This window comes from Streptomyces sp. NPDC060232 (assembly GCF_042726555.1).
Lineage (GTDB): Bacteria > Actinomycetota > Actinomycetes > Streptomycetales > Streptomycetaceae > Streptomyces.
Genome location: NZ_JBHXAG010000044.1, coordinates 1 through 18,674, shown reverse-complemented (window position 1 = coordinate 18,674; position 18,674 = coordinate 1). Strand labels below are relative to the sequence as shown.

Genomic DNA, 18,674 nt, shown 5'->3' with positions numbered 1-18,674 from the left:
GGGCCGAGCCTAGGCCACCGGACGCCTCAGATGCTGCGCAGGGTGCTCACGCCACCGCCGGTCAGCAGCTCCACGATGCGGTCCCCGGCCGGTTTGCGAACGGCCGCACCGCATTCAGGACACGTGAAGGAGTAGAAGGTGGCCCTGCGGCTGCCGCCGATGGCCAGCCGCAGGGCGCCCGCGTCCAGCTCGAAGCGGGCGCGGCACTCGGGACAGGAGGCCTTGAAGGCGACGGGCCCGGACGTTGGCGACATCGACCGCGCTCCCCTCAGACCTGTTCCCCGTACCCCGCGAGGGCCTCCCGGGCGGCGCTGCGCGCGCTGTCCGCCAGCTCGGCGGGGGCCGTGATCCGCCCCTCGCGGCCCAGCCTCAGCGCGAGGCGCCGCAGCGAGCCCGGGTCCGGGGTGCGCAGTGTGATCCGCAGGCCGCCGTCCGCGAGCTCCTCGGCGCTGTCGTGCGGGTAGTACTCGGCGACCCAGCGCCCGCCCGGTCCGACCTCGACCACGACCTCGGGGTCCTCGGCGGACGGCTGTACGAGACCCACCGACAGGTCGCGCGGCTCGATGGCCGGCGGCTCCGCCCGCTCGTCCAGCAGCCGGATCTCGGCGACCCGGTCGAGCCGGAAGGTGCGCCGGGCCTCGGAGAGGTGGCACCAGCCCTCCATGTAGGTGTGCCCCACCGCGAAGAGCCGGATCGGGTCGACCTCGCGCTCGGTGAGCTCGTCACGGGCCGGCGAGTAGTAGCGCAGCCACAGCCGCCGGCGTTCCGCGATGGCCCGGTCGACGTCCGCGAAGACCCCGCCCTCGGACTCGAAGGTCACCGACAGCCGCGAGCTCGCCCCGGCCGCCTCGCCCGCGGCCGCCTCCAGCTTCGCGGTCGCCCGCAGCAGGGCGTCCCGGTCGCTCTCGCGCAGCCCCGGCAGGGTCGCCACCGCGCGCGCGGCGACCAGCAGCGCGGTCGCCTCGTCGGCGGCGAGCCGCAGCGGCTCGGCGGTGGACTCCCCCGAGGCGTCGGGATTGCGCCACCAGATGCGCTCCCCGTCGGTGTCGATGTCGAGCAGGTCCCCGCCCCGGAAGCTGGTGCCGCACATGGGCAGCACGTCGAGGTCCGAGATCAGCTCGTCCTCGGTGATGCCGAAGGCGCGCGCGACGTCGGCGACGTGCGCACCGGGGCGCTCGCGCAGGTACGTCACCAGGGACAGCATGCGGCGGGTCTGGTCGATGGCGTTGGCAGCCATGCTGGTACGTCTCCCCCTCAGGGCACGTCTGTGGATGTCGCGGTTCGAATCAGAGTGCGGCGGCGGACGGGCGCCGCACCGGCGGCGGTTCCCGGGAGGCCTGTCAGGCCCCGGCGACGGCCCGCAGCCGGTCCACCACGTCCGCCCGGAGGTCCGCGGGCCCGACCACGACGACGTCGGGACCGAACTCCACCAGCCAGGCGTCGAGCCCGTGCCCGTAGGGGATCTCCAGCTCGTCCCAGCCGTCCGTGCCCTCGTGCACCGCCGTGGCCTTGGCCCGCAGCGGGTAGCCCGCCCCGGCCCGCAGCCGGATCAGCGCGGAGCGGTCCGCACTCTCCCCGGCCCAGCTCGCCACGGTCTCCCGCACGGTCACCACGTCCGGCACCTCCGCGGTGTACTTCGCCGCGCGCGAGCGGACCTTCCCGGTGATCCGCGAGAGCCGGAACACCCGCTCCGCCCCGCGCTCACGGTCGTAGCCGGCCAGGTACCAGTGACCGCGCCAGCACTCCAGCGCCCACGGCTCCACCTGACGCGTCTCGGGCCGCGCGGCCGTCGACTTGCGGTAGTCGAAGACCACCGGGCGGCGGTCCCGGCAGGCCAGCATCAGCGGCTCGAAGGCCGCCTCGTGAACCGGGATGCGCGGCTCGATGGCACTGTGCTGGCCCTCGTACGGGTCACCCGCCTCCGGCATCCCGCCCGCCCGCAGCTTCTGCAGGGCGCCGCTGGCGGCCCCCGCGAGACGGGCCTGCTGCCACACCTTGGCCGCCAGCCCCAGGGCGGCGGCCTCCTCGGCGTCCAGGGAGACCGGGGGCAGCCGGTTGCTGTCGCGGCGGGCCAGATAGCCCGTCTCCCCCTCCAGGTTCTCCACCGTCTCGATCACCAGACCGAGTTCACGCAGATCGTCCTTGTCCCGCTCGAACATCCGGTTGAAGGACTCGTCGTTGCCGGCTTCCATGTAGGCCTCGATGGAACCGCGCAACTCGCGCTTGCTCAGCGGCCGGCGGGTCCCCAGCAGACACAGCGCCAGATTCATCAGCCGCTCGGCCTTGGCAATCGCCATCGACGCCCATCCCCCGTTCTCGACACACACTCGTGACCGTTGACCGTACCGCCCCGGCGGTCCCGGACAAAAGCGAGGGCCCCCGCCTCACGGCGGGGGCCCCTGCACTGCTCGCGGATGTTCCGCTCAGCCGACCTTGACCAGGTCGCAGACGAAGATCAGCGTCTCGCCCGGGGCGATGGCACCGCCCGCGCCACGGTCGCCGTAGGCCAGGTGGGCCGGGATGACCAGCTTGCGACGGCCGCCGACCTTCATGCCCTGGACACCCTGGTCCCAGCCTGCGATGACCTGACCGATGCCGAGCTGGAACTGGAGCGCGGAACCGCGGTTCCAGGAAGCGTCGAACTCCTCACCGGTGGAGAAGGCCACACCCACGTAGTGGACGGAGACACGGTCGCCGGCCTTGGCCTCGGCACCGTCACCCAGCCAGATGTCCTCCTTGACCAGCTCGGTCGGGGCCGGGCCCTCAGGGAAGTCGATCTCGGGCTTTTCGAGCTTGTCGCTCACGGAACTGCTCCTCAAACTATGTGGACAACCGGGACAGTCTTACATCACCGCGAGGATGTCGAGGCTGAAGACCAGCGTCGAGTTCGCCGGGATGGTCCCCTGCTCCTTGTCGCCGAAGCCCATGTCCGGCGGGATGACCAGCAGGATGCGGCTGCCGACCTTCTTGCCGACGATGCCGTCCTTGAGACCCTTCACCTGCAGCTGCTCCAGCGGCCAGGTCACCGACTGACCGGACGTGTAGGTGCTCTCGAAGGTCTTGTCGTCCTTCCACGTCTTGCCGTGGAACTTGACGACGACACTGTTCTTGTCCGTCACCGCCGGACCGTCGCCCTCCAGGACGTAGTTCGACACCAGCTTCGCCGGCGGGGTGACGTCCTTCGGGACGGTCACGGCGACCTCCTGGCCGTCCGTGTTCGTACCGACCTTCGGCAGGTCCTTGTTGTCCTGCGCGACTTCCTTGCCCTTGGCCGAGACCGGGACCGTGGCACCCTTGACGATGTCCACGACGAACACCAGCGTGGCGTTCCCCTTGATCTTCGGCGGCGAGCCCTGCGCTCCGTAGCCGAGGTCCGGCGGGATCACCAGCACGACACGGCTGCCGACCTTCTGGCCCTCAAGCCCCTGGTCCCAGCCCTTGATGACGGCGCCGGCGCCGATCGTCACATCGAACGGCTGCCCCTTGCCGAAGCTCTGGTCGAACGGCTCGGCGCCGTCCCACACCTGGCCGTAGTAGTTGACCTGGGCGATGTCGCCCTTCTTCAGCACCTGGCCGGTGCCCTCCTTGACGGTCACCACCTTCAGCTCCTTGGGCGGCTCGCCCTTCCCCTTGGCCAGGGTGGGCGTCTCCCCGAACTCGGCGCCCTTCGTGATCGCGGGCGCCCCGTTCTTCATCTGGGCGGAGTCGGAGCCGCTGTCGTCGCCACACGCCGCTGTCGACAGCAGCAGAAGGGGTACGACAAGCAGGCCGGCAAGTCGGCGCACGTGTTCCTCAGATCTCAGACGGCAAGGCGGTCGCCCGCCACTCTAAGCCGTGCGCAGGGCCCCGTACGAGAGACGTACGGGGCCCTGGCGAGATACGGGGCGTCACACCGCCCGCCTACATACCGGCGATCAGCTTCTCCACCCGGTCGTCCACCGACCGGAACGGGTCCTTGCACAGCACCGTCCGCTGCGCCTGGTCATTGAGCTTCAGGTGCACCCAGTCGACCGTGAAGTCCCGCCGCTGCTCCTGCGCACGGCGGATGAAGTCGCCGCGCAGCCGCGCCCTCGTCGTCTGCGGCGGCACCGACTTGCCCTCGAAGATCTTGAGGTCGTTGCAGATCCGCGCCGCCTGCCCCTTGCGCTCCAGCAGGTAGTACAGCCCGCGCCGGCGGTGGATGTCGTGATACGCGAGGTCTATCTGAGCCACCCTCGGATTCGACATGGTCATGTTGTGCTTGCCCCGGTACCGCTCGATCAGCTGGTACTTCATGACCCAGTCGATCTCGGTGCCGATCCGGTCCAGGTCCTCCGCCTCGATCGCGTCCAGCGTGCGGCCCCACAGCTCCAGCACCTGGTCGACCACGCCGGTACGGATGCCCCGGCGCTCGGCGAAGTCCACCGCCTTGTCGTAGTACTCCCGCTGGATCTCCAGCGCGGAGGCCTCCCGCCCGGACGCCAGGCGCACCTTGCGCTGGCCCGTGATGTCGTGGCTGACCTCACGGATCGCCCGGATCGGGTTCTCCAGGGTCAGATCCCGCATCACCGTGCCCGCCTCGATCATGCGCAGCACCAGGTCGGTCGCGCCGACCTTCAGCAGCATGGTCGTCTCGGACATGTTCGAGTCGCCCACGATCACGTGGAGGCGGCGGTACCGCTCCGCGTCCGCGTGCGGCTCGTCACGCGTGTTGATGATCGGCCGCGAACGCGTCGTCGCGGAGCTGACGCCCTCCCAGATGTGCTCGGCCCGCTGGCTCACGCAGAAGACCGCGCCCCGAGGGGTCTGCAGCACCTTGCCGGCACCACAGATCAGCTGCCGCGTGACGAGGAACGGAATGAGAATGTCCGCCAGGCGGGAGAATTCCCCGTGCCGGGCCACCAGGTAGTTCTCGTGGCAGCCGTACGAGTTGCCCGCCGAGTCGGTGTTGTTCTTGAAGAGATAGACGTCGCCCGCGATTCCCTCCTCGTGCAGGCGGCGTTCGGCATCGACGAGCAGTCCTTCGAGAATGCGCTCGCCTGCTTTGTCGTGCGTGACCAACTCGGTCACGTTGTCGCACTCGGGAGTTGCATATTCCGGATGCGAACCCACGTCCAGGTACAGGCGGGCGCCGTTCCGCAGGAAGACATTGCTGCTGCGGCCCCATGACACGACACGGCGGAAGAGGTAGCGCGCCACTTCGTCAGGAGACAGTCGGCGCTGTCCCCTGAACGTGCACGTGACGCCGTACTCGTTCTCCAGCCCGAAAATGCGGCGGTCCATGACTGAACATTACGCCTTCTGCCCTCTTCTGAAACCGGGTTCGCAGCCGCCGTTTCGATCAGTTCCCCCGAGCAGGCCGCAAAACGCCGGGCGGGAACCCCGCGAACACCACGGGCGCGCCGCACCGACGCGCCCGCCCGTCACTGCGCCGACCGGCCCTGCGCGGCCACCTCACCGGAACCGTCCGGCACTCCCCGAGCCGAACCCGCCACCGCACGGCTGTGACCCGCAGTTGACAGCACCCCCTGAGTCACCATCAGCACCAGCAGCGCCAGACCGCCCGCGACACACGCCACGCCGAAGCCCCACGCCGTACCCCCCAGCTCCACCGCCGGCCCCGCCGCCGCCGTACCGATCGCCGCACCCACCCCGAAGAAGGTGACCAGCCACGAGAACGCCTCCGTCACCGTGCCCGCCGGCGCGTGCCGGTCCACCACGATGAACGCGCACGCCAGAGCCGGCGCCAGGAACACCCCCGACACCGCCGCCAGGGCCGTCATCGCCACCGGACCCGGAGTCAGCAGCAGCGGCAGGTAGCAGACCGCGAGCAGCGCCACCAGCAGCCGCAGCCGCCGCTCAGGCGCACCCGCCCACTGCCGCGCACCGTAGAACACACCGCCGATCAGCGCACCGAGCCCCAGCGCCGCCATCAGCCAGCCGTACACCGCCTGGCCCCCGTGGCCGTCCGCGTACGCCACACCGGCCACCGTGATCGAACCCAGCGCCATCCCCACGAAGAAGAACGAGCCCAGCAGCGCCAGCAGCCCACGCGAGCGCAGGGCGCCCAGCCAGTGCGCCTCCCGCGGCTCCGAGCGCCACGTCCGCGACGGCTCGCTGACCACGACCGACAGCGCACCCAGCACCCCGATCGCGTTCAACGCCAGCAGCGCCCCGGCCGGCGACCACACCGCCACGAACAGCGTCACCAGCAGCGGACCGACGGTGAACATGACCTCCTGCGCCACCGCGTCCATCGCGTACGCCGCGTGCACCTTCTCCTCACGGCCCCCCAGCACGCTCGGCCACAGGGCCCGCAGCCCGCCCTCCAGCGGCGGCGTGAAGAGCCCGCCGACCACCACGGCGGCGTACGCCGCGACCGCCGATCCGGTGCCCGCCAGCGCCAGCCACACCATTCCGAGCGCGGACAGCAGCGCCGCCGGCAACTGCACCCGCGGCTGCCCGAACAGGTCCACGGCCCGCCCGAGCAGCGGCTGACCCACCGCGTTCGCCAGCCCGTACACCGCGGCCAGCGCCCCCGCCAGGCTGTAGCTCCCGCCCTCCGCGCGCGTGAACAGCACGATCGCGATCGGCGCGGTGGCGTTCGGCAGCCTGCCTGTCAGCGTGCCCACCAGCAGCCTCGCGGCGTGCCGGGTCCCCAGCAGCTCCGCGTATCCCGCGGCCATGACTGCCCCCTTCTGCCCGGATCCAGCCGGGGTAATACGTATAACTTGATGCGTCATACGTACCATGGCCACAGTCCACGGGTCCACCCCACGGACCCCGAGACCACCCCTGACCTCGCACTACAGGAGCCCCGTGTGACGAGACCCACCAGCCGGGACGTGGCCACCGCCGCCGGGGTCTCCCAGGCCACCGTCTCCCTCGTCCTCGGCGACAAATGGCCCGGACGCGTCTCCGAACGCACCGCCGCCCACGTCCGCGAAACCGCCACCCGCCTCGGCTACCGCCCCAACCTCGCCGCCCGCAACCTCCGCCTCGGCTCCACCCGCACCGCCCTCCTCGTCGTCCCCGCCCTCACCAACGAGTTCTTCGCCCGCGTCTACACCGGCGCCGCCCGCGTCGCCGCCGAACACGGCTTCGGCGTCGTCCTCTACCCCTCCCCCGACGGCACCGGCCCCGCCCGCGACCCCTTCGCCTCCGCCAGCGCCGCCCTCGACGGCGTCATCGCCTCCTCCATGGCCGCCCACGCCCTCCACGCCATCGGCGGCGACACCCTCCCCCTCGTCATGCTCGACAGCGACCCCCGCGCCACAGCCGCCGCCGCCCACGTCAACCTCGCCATGGCCGACGGCATGCGCCAGGTCACCGAGCACCTCCTCGCCCTCGGCCACCGACGCTTCCTCCACCTCGCCTCCGCCATCGACTCCTGGACCTTCCGCACCCGCGCCGAAGCCCTCACCACCCTCCTGGGCCCCGAAACCGACCTGCGCACCGTACGGTCCCCCCTCACCGTCCACAGCGCCCGTACGGCCATGGAAGAGGCCCTCGCGACCCCCCACCGCCGACCGACCGCCATCGTCTGCGACGACGACATCCTCGCCGCCGGCGCCTGCAAAGCGGCACGCCGCCTCGGCCTGCGCATCCCCGAGGACCTCTCCGTCACCGGCTTCGACGACCTCGCCCTCGCGACCGCCGTCGAACCCGAGCTCACCACCGTCCACCTCCCCGCCGAACGCGTCGGCGAACAAGGCATGACCGCCCTGCTCGCCGTCCTCGAAGGCAGCCCCTGGACCGCCCCCGACATCCCCGTCACCCTCGTCACCCGCGACTCCACGGGCCCGGCCCCGGCCCCCTGAACCCGGGCACGACGAAGCCCCGGCCACCCCGCAAGGGGCGACCGGGGCCACGTACCCGGCTCCTACTCGGCGTCGTCCTCCGGCACCTCGTCGTTCGACACCGCGTCCGCCTGCGCCGCGGCCGGCACGTCCGCCTCCAGCAGCCGCGCCAGCTGCCGACCCCGGATCCGCTTGAACTTGCGCTGCTGCGACCGCGTCCGGTCCAGCACCGCCACCTCCAGCCGCTCGGCCGGGATCGCCTTGTCCGCACCGCTGGCCTGGCTGGACAACGCCGCGACCGCCAGCTTCAACGCCTCCGACAGCGTCATCCCGTCCTGGTGGCGCTGGTCCAGGTAGGTGCTGATCTGCTCGGCGTTGCCGCCGACCGCGACCGAGCCGTGCTCGTCCACGATCGAACCGTCGTGCGGCAGCCGGTAGATCTGGTCACCGGCCGCCGTCGCACCGACCTCCGCCACCACCAGCTCCACCTCGTACGGCTTCTCACCGGCCGAGGAGAAGATCGTGCCGAGGGTCTGCGCGTACACGTTGGCCAGCCCACGCGCCGTCACATCGTCCCGGTCGTAGGTGTATCCGCGCAGATCCGCGTACCGCACACCGCCGATCCGCAGGTTCTCGTACTCGTTGTACTTGCCGGCGGCCGCGAAGCCGATCCGGTCGTAGATCTCGCTGAACTTGTGCAGCGCACGGGACGGGTTCTCACCGACGAACACGATGCCGTCGGCGTACTGCAGCACGACAAGGCTGCGACCGCGGGCGATGCCCTTCCGGGCGTATTCCGCCCGGTCGGCCATGGCCTGCTGGGGTGACACATAGAACGGAGTCGACACCGGCTTTCCGTCCCTTTCTTCTGGGTGACGAGGTGACGGGCGGTCAGAGCAGGGCGGCGCGCGGGCCGTCGGGCTGCTCCAGGCGACGATCGGTGACCGAGCGGGCGAGCGCCTGCGACTCGTCCTCGCTCAGCCTGCGGAAGCCCTCGTCGGTGATGACGGTGACGATCGGATAGATGTGGCGGTACAGGTCCGGCCCGCCGGTCGCCGAGTCGTCGTCGGCGGCGTCGTACAGCGCCTGCACCACCAGCGTGGTGGCCTGCTCCTCGGTCAGATCCGGGCGGTAGAGCTTCTTCATGGAGCCCCGCGCGAAGATCGAACCGGAACCGGTCGCCGCGTAGCCGTGCTCCTCGGAGCGGCCTCCGGTGACGTCGTAGGAGAAGATCCGGCCCTTCTCCTTGCCCTCGTCGTAGCCGGCGAAGAGCGGCACCACGGCCAGGCCCTGCATCGCCATGCCGAGGTTGCTCCGGATCATGGTGGAGAGCCGGTTGGCCTTGCCCTCCAGGGAGAGGGTCGCGCCCTCCACCTTCTCGAAGTGCTCCAGCTCCAGCTGGAACAGCTTGACCATCTCCACGGCCAGGCCGGCCGTACCGGCGATGCCGACCGCGGAGTACTCGTCGGCCGGGAACACCTTCTCGATGTCCCGCTGCGCGATCATGTTCCCCATGGTCGCCCGCCGGTCACCGGCGAGCACGACCCCGCCGGGGAAGGTGGCGGCCACGATGGTCGTCCCGTGCGGCGCCTCGATGACACCTTCCGGCAGCTTGCGGTTCCCGGGCAGCATCTCGGGCGAGTGCGCGCCCAGGAAGTCCATGAAGGACGACGACCCCGGCGTCAGGAAGGCTGCCGGTAGACGCCCTGTGCTACGAGTGTTGGGTTCCACAGGTTTCCTTCCACGTAAGCGGCTGCACGCCTCATGACGTCCGGCCGATCCTTGAACTGCCCCAGGGCTGCGTTACAGCTGAAGCACAGTACGCCTCGGACCTTACCCGTCTGATGATCGTGATCCACATGCTCCGCCGGAGCGATCCGACAGATCACGCAAACCCCGCCCTGAGCAACGATCATCTCGTCACGCTCGGCCTCGGTGATGCCGTACGAACGCTTCAAGTGGCCCGCCCGGCCCTGGATGGCCCGGCACGCCTTGCACCGAGTGGATAAGCCGTCAGACGCCGAGGCGTTCTTGTGCCACTCGCTGTGCGGCTTGACCTCCCCGCATTGCCTGCAGAGCTTGTGGCCGGACGGGACATCCACTTTCTCCTTGACGACCTTGCCTCTGGCCGCCTGGCGGCGCCGGTAGTGCGCGGCGCTGTACTCAGCCACGCACTCGCGACACCTCGGCTGAAGGCCGTTACCACGGTTCCGGTCTAGGGCGAACCCGCTCAGCGGCACGTCGCGGCTGCAGCCGCGACACCACTTCGTTCCATTGGACATGAAGCCAATGCTGGCGAGTTCACCTTAGATTCGAAGGCTATTCGCCGCCTTTTTGTACGAAACTCCGAACAAAATCCTCAGCATTCTCTTCGAGTACATCGTCAATCTCGTCAAGTACGGAGTCGACGTCGTCGGAGAGCTTCTCCTGGCGCTCCTTGAGGTCGGTCGATTCCTCGACCGCCGCCTCCTCGACCTCCTCGGTCGAGCGCGTCGCCTTCTGCTGTCCGCCGCCGGTGTCCTTGGTCGCCATGTCTACCTCACCCCGCTCGGTTCGCACGCTCACGTCGAGAGACCCCGGGATTCGGGATCTCTCAAGATCAGACCCTACGTCGGACCCTATAGGGAGGGTCCGACATTCGTCCCCGTACTTTCACAGTCCGGTTCTTCTCATGATTCCCGGACCGCCGGCATTTCAGGCCCGCTCACTGCCCCGAAAGCACCCGGACCAGGTCCTCCGCCGTGCGGCAGCGGTCCAGGAGCTCCTTGACGTGGTTGCGGGTCCCCCGCAGGGGTTCCAGCGTGGGGACGCGCTGCAGCGAGTCCCGGCCCGGGAGGTCGAAGATCACCGAGTCCCAGGAGGCCGCCGCCACGTCGTCGGCGTACTGCTCCAGGCAGCGCCCACGGAAGTACGCCCGGGTGTCCTCCGGAGGCTTGCTCTGAGCCCGCTCGACCTCGGTCTCCTCCACCAGCCGCTTCATCTTCCCGCGGGCCACCAGACGGTTGTACAGGCCCTTCTCGGGCCGTACGTCCGCGTACTGGAGGTCCACCAGGTGCAGCCGCGGCGCGTCCCAGTCCAGCCCGTCCCGGCGCCGGTAGCCCTCCAGGATCTCCCGCTTGGCGATCCAGTCCAGCTCCCCCGACAGGCTCATCGGGTCGCTCTCCAGCCGGCCCAGTACGTCCTCCCAGCGGGCCAGCACGTCCTTGGTCTGCTCGTCGGCGTCGGTCCCGAAGCGCTCGTCCACGTACTTCCGGGCCAGCTCGAAGTACTCCATCTGCAGTTGCACCGCGGTGAGTGTCCGGCCGCTGCGCAGCGTGATGAGGTGCCCCAGGTCCGGGTCGTGGGAGACCTGGTGGAGGGTGCGTACGGGCTGGTCGACGGCGAGGTCGACGCTGATGAACTGGTCCTCGATCATGGACAGCACCAGGGCCGTCGTGCCGAGTTTGAGGTAGGTGGAGATCTCGGAGAGGTTGGCGTCTCCGATGATCACGTGGAGCCGGCGGTACTTCTCGGCGTCGGAGTGCGGCTCGTCGCGGGTGTTGATGATGGGCCGCTTCAGGGTGGTCTCCAGACCGACCTCGACCTCGAAGTAGTCCGCGCGCTGGCTGATCTGGAAGCCGTGCTCGCGGCCGTCCTGGCCGATGCCCACGCGTCCCGCTCCGGTCACGACCTGTCGCGAGACGAAGAAGGGGGTCAGGTGGCGCACGATCTCCGAGAAGGGGGTCTCCCGCTTCATCAGGTAGTTCTCGTGCGTGCCGTAGGAGGCGCCCTTGTTGTCGGTGTTGTTCTTGTAGAGGTGGATGGGCTGGGCCCCGGGCAGCTGGGCGGCCCGTACGGCGGCCTCGGCCATGATCCGTTCGCCGGCCTTGTCCCAGAGGACGGCGTCCAGCGGGTTCGTGATCTCCGGGGAGCTGTATTCGGGGTGCGCGTGGTCGACGTAGAGCCGTGCGCCGTTCGTCAGGATGACGTTGGCGAGGCCGATGTCCTCGTCGGTCAGCTGGCTGCTGTCGGCGGCCTCGCGGGCGAGGTCGAAGCCGCGGGCGTCCCGCAGCGGGTTCTCCTCCTCGAAGTCCCAGCGGGCGCGTCGCGCCCGGTGCATCGCCGCCGCGTAGGCGTTGACGATCTGGGACGAGGTGAGCATGGCATTGGCGTTCGGGTGACCGGGGACGGAGATCCCGTACTCCGTCTCGATCCCCATTACTCGCCGTACGGTCATGCGGCCCTCCTTGCCCGGCGGCGCCCCCCTCCGGGGGCGGCGCTCAAGTACCGCTGGTGCTCCGGTGCGTGTGACTGTGCGGTGCCCGTCCCCGCACTGCGCGACCGGCGGTACGGAAGAGCCTAGAACCACTGCGCGCTCGTGGGGAGATCATTTCCGTCATTGAATCTGCCCTGTCACCGGCCGGAATACGGCCGGTCGATCGGTCGGGTAAAGCAGTCGGCTGCGGATGCCCGGGGAGGGCATCCGCAGCCGCTCCGGTTCAGAGGTACTGACCGGTGTTCGCCACCGTGTCGATGGAGCGTCCGGTGTCCGCGCCTTGCTTTCCGGTGACGAGGGTGCGGATGAATACGATCCGTTCACCCTTCTTACCGGAGATTCGGGCCCAGTCGTCCGGGTTGGTGGTGTTGGGCAGGTCCTCGTTCTCCTTGAACTCGTCCACGCAGGCCTGGAGGAGGTGGGAGACCCTCAGGCCCTTCTGGTTGTGTTCGAGGAAGGCCTTGATGGCCATCTTCTTGGCACGGTCGACGATGTTCTGGATCATCGCGCCCGAGTTGAAGTCCTTGAAGTACAGGACTTCCTTGTCGCCGTTGGCGTACGTGACCTCAAGGAAGCGGTTCTCCTCGGTTTCGGCGTACATCTGCTCGACGACGGTCTGGATCATGCTGTGGACGGTGCCGGCCGTGGAGCCCTGGTGTTCGGACAGGTCGTCCGTGTGCAGGGGCAGCGAGGCCTTGAGGTACTTGGCGAAGATGTCCTTCGCGGCCTCGGCGTCCGGACGCTCGATCTTGATCTTCACGTCGAGGCGGCCGGGGCGCAGGATGGCCGGGTCGATCATGTCCTCGCGGTTGGAGGCGCCGATGACGATGACGTTCTCCAGGCCCTCCACGCCGTCGATCTCGGCGAGGAGCTGGGGGACGATGGTGTTCTCGACGTCGGAGCTGACTCCGGATCCGCGGGTGCGGAAGAGGGATTCCATCTCGTCGAAGAAGACGATGACGGGGGTGCCCTCGCTGGCCTTCTCGCGTGCTCGCTGGAAGACCAGGCGGATGTGGCGCTCGGTCTCGCCGACGTACTTGTTGAGGAGTTCGGGGCCCTTGATGTTCAGGAAGTACGACTTTCCCTGGGCCTGTCCGGTCACCTCGGCGACCTTCTTGGCAAGGGAGTTGGCCACGGCCTTGGCGATGAGCGTCTTGCCGCAGCCGGGCGGGCCGTAGAGCAGGATGCCCTTCGGGGGCCGCAGTTCGTGCTCCTTGAACAGGTCGGGGTAGAGGTACGGGAGCTCGACCGCGTCGCGGATCAGCTCGATCTGGTCGCCCAGGCCGCCGATCTTGTCGTAGTCGATGTCGGGGACCTCTTCGAGGACCAGGTCCTCGACCTCGCTCTTGGGGACGACCTCGTAGACGTAGCCGGAGCGGGGTTCGAGCAGGAGGGCGTCGCCGGGGCGGATGGTGATGTCCAGGAGCGGCTCGGCGAGCCTCACCACCCGTTCCTCGTCGGTGTGCCCGACGACCAGGGCGCGCTCGCCGTCCTCCAGGATCTCCTTGAGGGTGACGATGTCCCCGGCCCGCTCGAACTCCATGGCCTCGACCACGTTGAGGGCCTCGTTGAGCATGACCTCCTGGCCGCGCCGGAGGTCTTCCGGGTCGACGCTGGGGCTGACGTTCACGCGGAGCTTTCGGCCTCCGGTGAAGATGTCGACGGTGCCGTCCTCGTTCGCCTGGAGGAAGACACCGAAGCCTGCCGGCGGCTGTGCGAGCCGGTCGACTTCTTCCTTGAGGGCCACGATCTGGTCCCGGGCCTCACGGAGGGTATTCGCGAGTCGTTCGTTCTGTGCGGAGACGCCGGCCAGATTCGTCTGGAGCTCGACGATCCGCTCTTCGAGAATCCTCGTGTGTCGCGGAGAGTCGGCGAGCTTACGTCGCAGGACGGCGATTTCCTGCTCGAGATAGGCAACCTGGCCGGCGGGGTCCTCGGACCCTCGCGCGGGCCGGATGCCGCGGTTGATGTCGTCGTCGTGGGCTGCCACGGTCCTCACCTCCTCCAAGGGGAGCTGGACGCTTCCTGACCCTACCTGGGCTGGTGGTGATTGAAACCCCTAGATCACAAAGACGATAGGGGTGTGTCCGATCTTCACCCTTGCGTACTCCCTCACGCCAAGGAAATACCCACCCATCAAACTCGGGAAGCCGCCGGTTGTAAGGTCGAAGTGTTCAACACCCGTCAGGGCCCGTGCGACTTGCTGCGGGTTGTGACCGGGATGGATCACTCACCGCAGGGAACGGCAGGAGATATGACCGTGCAGCAGGAGGCTCCGACGGGCGGCGCCGGTGGGGCCGGCGAGCCGCTTGAGGTCTGGATCGACCAGGACCTCTGCACCGGGGACGGCATCTGCGCGCAGTACGCGCCCGAGGTGTTCGAGCTGGACATCGATGGTCTGGCGTATGTGAAGAGCGCGGACGACGAGCTGCTGCAGGAGGTGGGGGCGACCACTTTGGTGCCGCTGCCGATGCTCCAGGACGTGGTGGACTCGGCGAAGGAGTGTCCGGGTGACTGCATTCACGTAAGGCGCGTTTCGGACGGTGTGGAGGTCTTCGGTCCGGACGCGGAGTGAGGTTCTAAACACTCCTGGCGGCTGAGTCCGTCAGCTCCTGGCGGAATTTTCCGTCGGTCCAGCGCCACTTGGCGAGCTGCTTCTTGTCGGGGCAGCAGCGGGGGACCTCGGGGCCGGAGTAGCCGAGGAGGCTCGCGGTGACGGTGCGGTCGCGCACGGTGAGTTCTGTTGCGGTCACGCGCTGCGGGGTGTCCAGGAGGGTGGCCACGACGCGGGGGCGGGATCCTTCGGCGGGGTCCTGGGTGAGTACGTAGACGGCGTGCGGCGGGGTGCCGGAGCCTGCGTCGCAGCGGACGGCCGCCACGGTCTCGGGGCGGCCGTCGCCGTCGAGGTCGCCGTGGGCGGTGGCGGTGACGGCCCGGGGTGCGCCCTTGCAGTCGAGGGGGTAGGTGGCGGCTGCCGCGTCGGGGGCGGTGGCTTCGGGACCTCTCGCGGCGGGTTCTTCGGCGGCGGACGCGCCGCGCTCGGCGCGGGACGCGTCGGCGGGGGTGCCGGTGGCCGGCTGTACGAGTCCCGCCGCGGCGATGACGGCGGCCAGGGCGGTGGCCGTGGCGAGCCAGTGCAGGGGCCTGGTCCGGGTGTGGGCCAGGGTGTCCGGGGTTGCCAGCGTGGCGGGGGTGTGCAGCACGCGGGTGTCTCCTGTGCGAAGGGTGACGGGGAGCCAGCATCGTGCCATACCTCACACGGGGGTGGAACGGCAGGGTCCGGGGTCGGTGCGCAGGCAACGAAAAGGCGCTGGGGCGCAGTTCCCCGGGGTTGGGGGGAACTGCGCCCCAGCGCCTTCGTGTTGGGTCGGCGGGGGGGTACTGAGGGCCCTTACGCGGAGCGGTCGCTGCCGGGGCCGTCGTAGTCCTCGCCGTAGGCGCCCTTGGCGGGGCGGCGGCGGCGCATGGGGGGCTCGACGCCGTCCGCGAGGCGGCGGGCGGTGACGAGGAAGCCGGTGTGGCCGATCATGCGGTGGTCCGGGCGGACGGCGAGGCCTTCGACGTGCCAGTTGCGGATCATCGATTCCCAGGGCTGCGGCTCGGCGAAGCAGCCGATCTCGCGGATGGACTCGACGGTCTTGGACAGCTGGGTGGTGGTGGCCACGTAGCAGCAGAGGATGCCGCCGGGGACGAGGGCCTTGGAGACGGCGTCCAGGCATTCCCAGGGGGCGAGCATGTCGAGGATGACGCGGTCGACGTCGGTGTCGGAGAGGTTGTCCTGGAGGTCGCCGACGGTGAGCTGCCAGGCGGGGTGGGGGCCGCCGAAGTAGCGTTCCACGTTGGCGGTGGCGATCTCGGCGAAGTCCGCTCGGCGCTCGTAGCTGTGGAGCATGCCCTGGTCGCCGATGGCGCGCAGCAGGAAGCTGCTCAGGGAGCCGGAGCCCACGCCCGCTTCCACGACGCGGGCGCCGGGGAAGATGTCGGCGAAGGCCAGGATCTGGCCTGCGTCCTTGGGGTAGACCACGGCGGCGCCGCGGGGCATGGACAGGACGTAGTCGGGGAGCAGGGGGCGCAGCGCGAGGTACGCGACGTTCCCCGTGGTACGGACAACACTGCCTTCGGGAGCACCGATCAGCTCGTCGTGGGGGAAGGAACCCTTGTGGGTGTGGAAATTCTTCCCGGCTTCGAGCGTGAACGTGTAGTGGCGGCCCTTGGGGTCGGTGAGCTGAACCTGGTCCCCGACCTTGAAGGGCCCGCGTCGGCGGGCGGCACCGGTCGGTTCGGACATGTGACCAGTGTATTGGCTTCAGGAGTGGGGCCGTGCCATGGCCTTCACGAAGGCCTTCTCGACGTCGAGGGTGGACAGGACGCCGTAGATGGCGCCGTCGGGTTCGAGGACGAGGTATTCGGTGGCGGGGTTGGCGCGGAGGTGGTCGAGGAGTTCTTCGCCGGTGAGTTCCGCGGAGACTTTCATGCCGTCGGTGAGGTCCTGGGCGAGGGTGCTGACGGCGACCCAGGGGCGGCGGTGTTCGGGGACGGAGGCGATGGCGCTCTCGCGGACGATGGCGGTGGGGTCTGCGTGGCCGTCGACGACGACGAGGGCGCGGGCTCCGGCTTCGTTGGCGCGGCGGAGGGCTTCGGAGAGGGGGGTGGCGTTCTGGACGGGGATGGCGCGGCGGGTGAGGGTGCGGGCGCGCAGTTCGGGGAGGTGTTCGCGCAGCCGGGCCATGCGGAGGCTGTTGCCGGCGCCGGTCCAGATGATGGCGGCCAGGATGGCGGCGAGGAGGGCGTCCATGACGGTGTCCATGCCGCCGATCTCTTCGGTGCGGTTGCCGAGGAGTCCGGTGTGGGTGAGGAGGGGCAGGCCGAGGAGGACGGCGACGGCGAGGGCGCGGCCGACCCAGGCGGCGGCGACGGTGCCGGCCATGGGTTTGCCGGTGATGCCCCAGATGACGGCGCGGAGCATGCGGCCGCCGTCGAGGGGGAGGCCGGGGAGCAGGTTGAAGGCCGCGACGAGCAGGTTGGAGATCATGAGGCCGGCGAGGAGGACGCCGGGGACGGTCGCGGGGTCCACGGCGTTCATGCCGAGGTAGAAGGCTCCGGCGAGGAGGAGGGAGAGGAGGGGGCCGACGAAGGCGAGGACGAACTCGCGGCCGGGGGTCTCGGACTCCTTTTCGATCTCGGAGACGCCGCCGAAGAACTGGAGCTGGATGCGGCGGACGGGGAGTTTGAAGCGGAGGGCGGCGACCGTGTGGGCGAGTTCGTGGACGAGGACGGAGGCGTAGAAGGCGACGGCGAAGAAGAGCGAGACGAGGTAGCGGACGGGTCCGAGGTCGGGCAGGACGCGGTCGAGCTGGTCTCCGAAGACCCAGGTGATGAGGGCGGCGACGAGGAACCAGCTGGGTGAGACGTAGACGGGCACGCCGAAGGGGCGGCCCATCAGGAGTCCGCCGCCCGGTCCGGAGCGCCGTTTGTCGCGCTCGTCGGTCTGGTCGGTGTCTGCCACGTCTGTCCTTCGTTCGTTGCCGGGGGTTCGCGGGTGGTTCTCGTGGTGTACGGCGCGGTGTGTGCAGCGCCTGGTGATGCTCCGATCATGCAGTGCGAGGGGGCTTGTCGTCGATGGTATGCGCGTGCTGTCGGTGGCGGGTCGTAGGGTTTTGTCCATGACGACGAGCCCCGGTGCCGTGCCCGGCGCGGCCGAAGCCGCCAGCCCCATCGCTGTGGCGCCTTCTTCGCTCTCTCCTTCCCGGGCGAGCGATTTCATGCAGTGCCCTTTGCTGTACCGGTTCCGGGTGATCGACAAGCTGCCGGAGAAGCCGAGTGCGGCGGCGACGCGGGGGACGCTGGTGCACGCGGTGCTGGAGCGGCTGTTCGATCATCCTGCGCAGGAGCGGACGGCGCCGCGGGCGAAGGAGCTGGTTCCGGGGCAGTGGGACCGGTTGCTGGGGTCGCGTCCGGAGCTGGCGGAGCTGTTCCCGGAGGGTGACGGGGGGGTGGGGCTGGCGCGGTGGCTGACGGAGGCGGAGGCGCTGGTCGAGCGCTGGTTCACGTTGGAGGACCCGACGCGGCTGGAGCCGGTGGAGCGGGAGTTCTTCGTGGAGACGGAGCTGGAGTCGGGGCTGCGGCTGCGCGGGATCATCGACCGGGTGGACGTGGCGCCGACGGGTGAGGTGCGGATCGTCGACTACAAGACGGGGAAGGCGCCGCGGCCGGAGTACGCGGAGGGTGCGCTGTTCCAGATGAAGTTCTACGCGCTGGTGGTGTGGCGGCTGAAGCAGGTGGTGCCGCGGCGGCTGCAGCTGGTGTATCTGGGCAGTGGGGACGTGCTGACGTACGACCCGGTGGTGGCGGACCTGGAGCGGGTGGAGCGCAAGCTGCTCGCGCTGTGGGAGGCGATCCGGGAGGCGACGCAGACGGGTGAGTGGCGGCCGCGGCCGACGAAGCTGTGCGGCTGGTGTGACCACCAGGCCTCGTGTCCGGAGTTCGGCGGTACTCCCCCGGTGTATCCGCTGCCCGTCGTGCCGCGGCCGGCCGGGGAGCCGGACTGCTAGTGCCGCGTCAGGCGACGTTCGCCCCGTCGCGGCGTCCGGCACGCACTCTCGCCGCACCGGCCGAAAGCCACGTACGTCCCGTACGAGCGC

The 18,674-nt window shown here is 69.6% G+C and carries 19 protein-coding genes; 3 read left to right on the top strand and 16 right to left on the bottom strand.

Annotated elements, in window-relative coordinates; translation table 11 throughout:
• Positions 1–26 precede the first annotated feature (26 nt).
• From ACFWFZ_RS33915 to ACFWFZ_RS33885, 7 genes are all read right to left on the bottom strand, one after another.
• Positions 27–254 (bottom strand): hypothetical protein, encoded by a 228-nt coding sequence (locus ACFWFZ_RS33915; RefSeq protein WP_030025910.1) that lies wholly within the window; start codon positions 252–254, stop codon positions 27–29.
• A 14-nt stretch (positions 255–268) separates the two neighbouring features.
• Positions 269–1,237, bottom strand: a complete 969-nt coding sequence (locus ACFWFZ_RS33910) for a YafY family protein (RefSeq protein WP_030025909.1) — start codon at positions 1,235–1,237, stop codon at positions 269–271.
• 103 nt (positions 1,238–1,340) lie between these two features.
• A complete protein-coding gene (locus ACFWFZ_RS33905) occupies positions 1,341–2,297 on the bottom strand; it encodes a helix-turn-helix transcriptional regulator (protein ID WP_387127801.1) in 957 nt (318 codons plus the stop codon).
• Between the two features lie 126 nt (positions 2,298–2,423).
• Entirely contained in the window at positions 2,424–2,804 is a 381-nt protein-coding gene (locus ACFWFZ_RS33900) for an FKBP-type peptidyl-prolyl cis-trans isomerase (RefSeq protein WP_387127799.1), read from the bottom strand.
• Between the two features lie 39 nt (positions 2,805–2,843).
• Positions 2,844–3,785, bottom strand: coding sequence for an FKBP-type peptidyl-prolyl cis-trans isomerase (locus ACFWFZ_RS33895; protein WP_387127797.1), 942 nt, complete (start codon positions 3,783–3,785; stop codon positions 2,844–2,846).
• Positions 3,786–3,900: 115 nt separating this feature from the next.
• A complete protein-coding gene (pafA, locus tag ACFWFZ_RS33890; protein WP_387127795.1) occupies positions 3,901–5,262 on the bottom strand; it encodes a Pup--protein ligase in 1,362 nt (453 codons plus the stop codon).
• Positions 5,263–5,402: 140 nt separating this feature from the next.
• Complete coding sequence (locus tag ACFWFZ_RS33885) at positions 5,403–6,665, bottom strand: MFS transporter (protein ID WP_387127793.1); 1,263 nt, start codon at positions 6,663–6,665, stop codon at positions 5,403–5,405.
• A 135-nt stretch (positions 6,666–6,800) separates the two neighbouring features.
• On the opposite strand from ACFWFZ_RS33885, the gene ACFWFZ_RS33880 reads away from it, so the two are divergent.
• Positions 6,801–7,799 carry a LacI family DNA-binding transcriptional regulator gene (locus ACFWFZ_RS33880; protein WP_387127791.1) on the top strand — a complete coding sequence of 333 codons (999 nt, stop codon included), beginning with the start codon at positions 6,801–6,803 and terminating at the stop codon, positions 7,797–7,799.
• A gap of 62 nt (positions 7,800–7,861) precedes the next feature.
• On the opposite strand, the gene prcA is transcribed toward ACFWFZ_RS33880, so the two are convergent.
• From prcA to arc, 6 genes are all read right to left on the bottom strand, one after another.
• Positions 7,862–8,626 carry a proteasome subunit alpha gene (gene prcA, locus ACFWFZ_RS33875; RefSeq protein WP_387127789.1) on the bottom strand — a complete coding sequence of 255 codons (765 nt, stop codon included), beginning with the start codon at positions 8,624–8,626 and terminating at the stop codon, positions 7,862–7,864.
• A 43-nt stretch (positions 8,627–8,669) separates the two neighbouring features.
• On the bottom strand, positions 8,670–9,509 hold the full coding sequence (gene prcB, locus ACFWFZ_RS33870; protein WP_053613250.1) for a proteasome subunit beta: 840 nt from the start codon (positions 9,507–9,509) through the stop codon (positions 8,670–8,672).
• Positions 9,461–10,060 carry an endonuclease VII domain-containing protein gene (locus ACFWFZ_RS33865; RefSeq protein ID WP_387127786.1) on the bottom strand — a complete coding sequence of 200 codons (600 nt, stop codon included), beginning with the start codon at positions 10,058–10,060 and terminating at the stop codon, positions 9,461–9,463. Before ACFWFZ_RS33865 ends, prcB begins: the two co-directional genes overlap by 49 nt.
• A gap of 37 nt (positions 10,061–10,097) precedes the next feature.
• Complete coding sequence (locus ACFWFZ_RS33860; RefSeq protein ID WP_030233608.1) at positions 10,098–10,310, bottom strand: ubiquitin-like protein Pup; 213 nt, start codon at positions 10,308–10,310, stop codon at positions 10,098–10,100.
• 172 nt (positions 10,311–10,482) lie between these two features.
• Positions 10,483–11,994: a depupylase/deamidase Dop gene (dop, locus tag ACFWFZ_RS33855; RefSeq protein ID WP_387127783.1), complete on the bottom strand. Its 1,512-nt coding sequence runs from the start codon at positions 11,992–11,994 to the stop codon at positions 10,483–10,485.
• A 262-nt stretch (positions 11,995–12,256) separates the two neighbouring features.
• Positions 12,257–14,023 (bottom strand): proteasome ATPase, encoded by a 1,767-nt coding sequence (gene arc / locus ACFWFZ_RS33850; RefSeq protein ID WP_030655926.1) that lies wholly within the window; start codon positions 14,021–14,023, stop codon positions 12,257–12,259.
• 264 nt (positions 14,024–14,287) lie between these two features.
• Here arc and ACFWFZ_RS33845 point away from each other — a divergent pair, with 264 nt between their 5' ends.
• Positions 14,288–14,608, top strand: coding sequence for a ferredoxin (locus ACFWFZ_RS33845; protein WP_387127780.1), 321 nt, complete (start codon positions 14,288–14,290; stop codon positions 14,606–14,608).
• A 4-nt stretch (positions 14,609–14,612) separates the two neighbouring features.
• Here ACFWFZ_RS33845 and ACFWFZ_RS33840 read toward each other — a convergent pair whose 3' ends face one another.
• The 3 genes from ACFWFZ_RS33840 to ACFWFZ_RS33830 all read right to left on the bottom strand — a co-directional run bounded on the left by ACFWFZ_RS33840 (position 14,613) and on the right by ACFWFZ_RS33830 (position 17,473).
• Positions 14,613–15,236 (bottom strand): hypothetical protein, encoded by a 624-nt coding sequence (locus tag ACFWFZ_RS33840; protein ID WP_387127778.1) that lies wholly within the window; start codon positions 15,234–15,236, stop codon positions 14,613–14,615.
• A 188-nt stretch (positions 15,237–15,424) separates the two neighbouring features.
• Positions 15,425–16,321 (bottom strand): tRNA (adenine-N1)-methyltransferase, encoded by an 897-nt coding sequence (locus ACFWFZ_RS33835; RefSeq protein WP_030770348.1) that lies wholly within the window; start codon positions 16,319–16,321, stop codon positions 15,425–15,427.
• Between the two features lie 18 nt (positions 16,322–16,339).
• The gene (locus ACFWFZ_RS33830) at positions 16,340–17,473 is read right to left on the bottom strand and encodes a site-2 protease family protein (protein WP_387127822.1); all 1,134 of its coding nucleotides are present in this window, start codon (positions 17,471–17,473) and stop codon (positions 16,340–16,342) included.
• Positions 17,474–17,696: 223 nt separating this feature from the next.
• Between ACFWFZ_RS33830 and ACFWFZ_RS33825 the strand changes: the two genes are divergently transcribed.
• Positions 17,697–18,584 (top strand): RecB family exonuclease, encoded by an 888-nt coding sequence (locus tag ACFWFZ_RS33825; RefSeq protein WP_387127776.1) that lies wholly within the window; start codon positions 17,697–17,699, stop codon positions 18,582–18,584.
• Positions 18,585–18,674 lie beyond the last annotated feature (90 nt).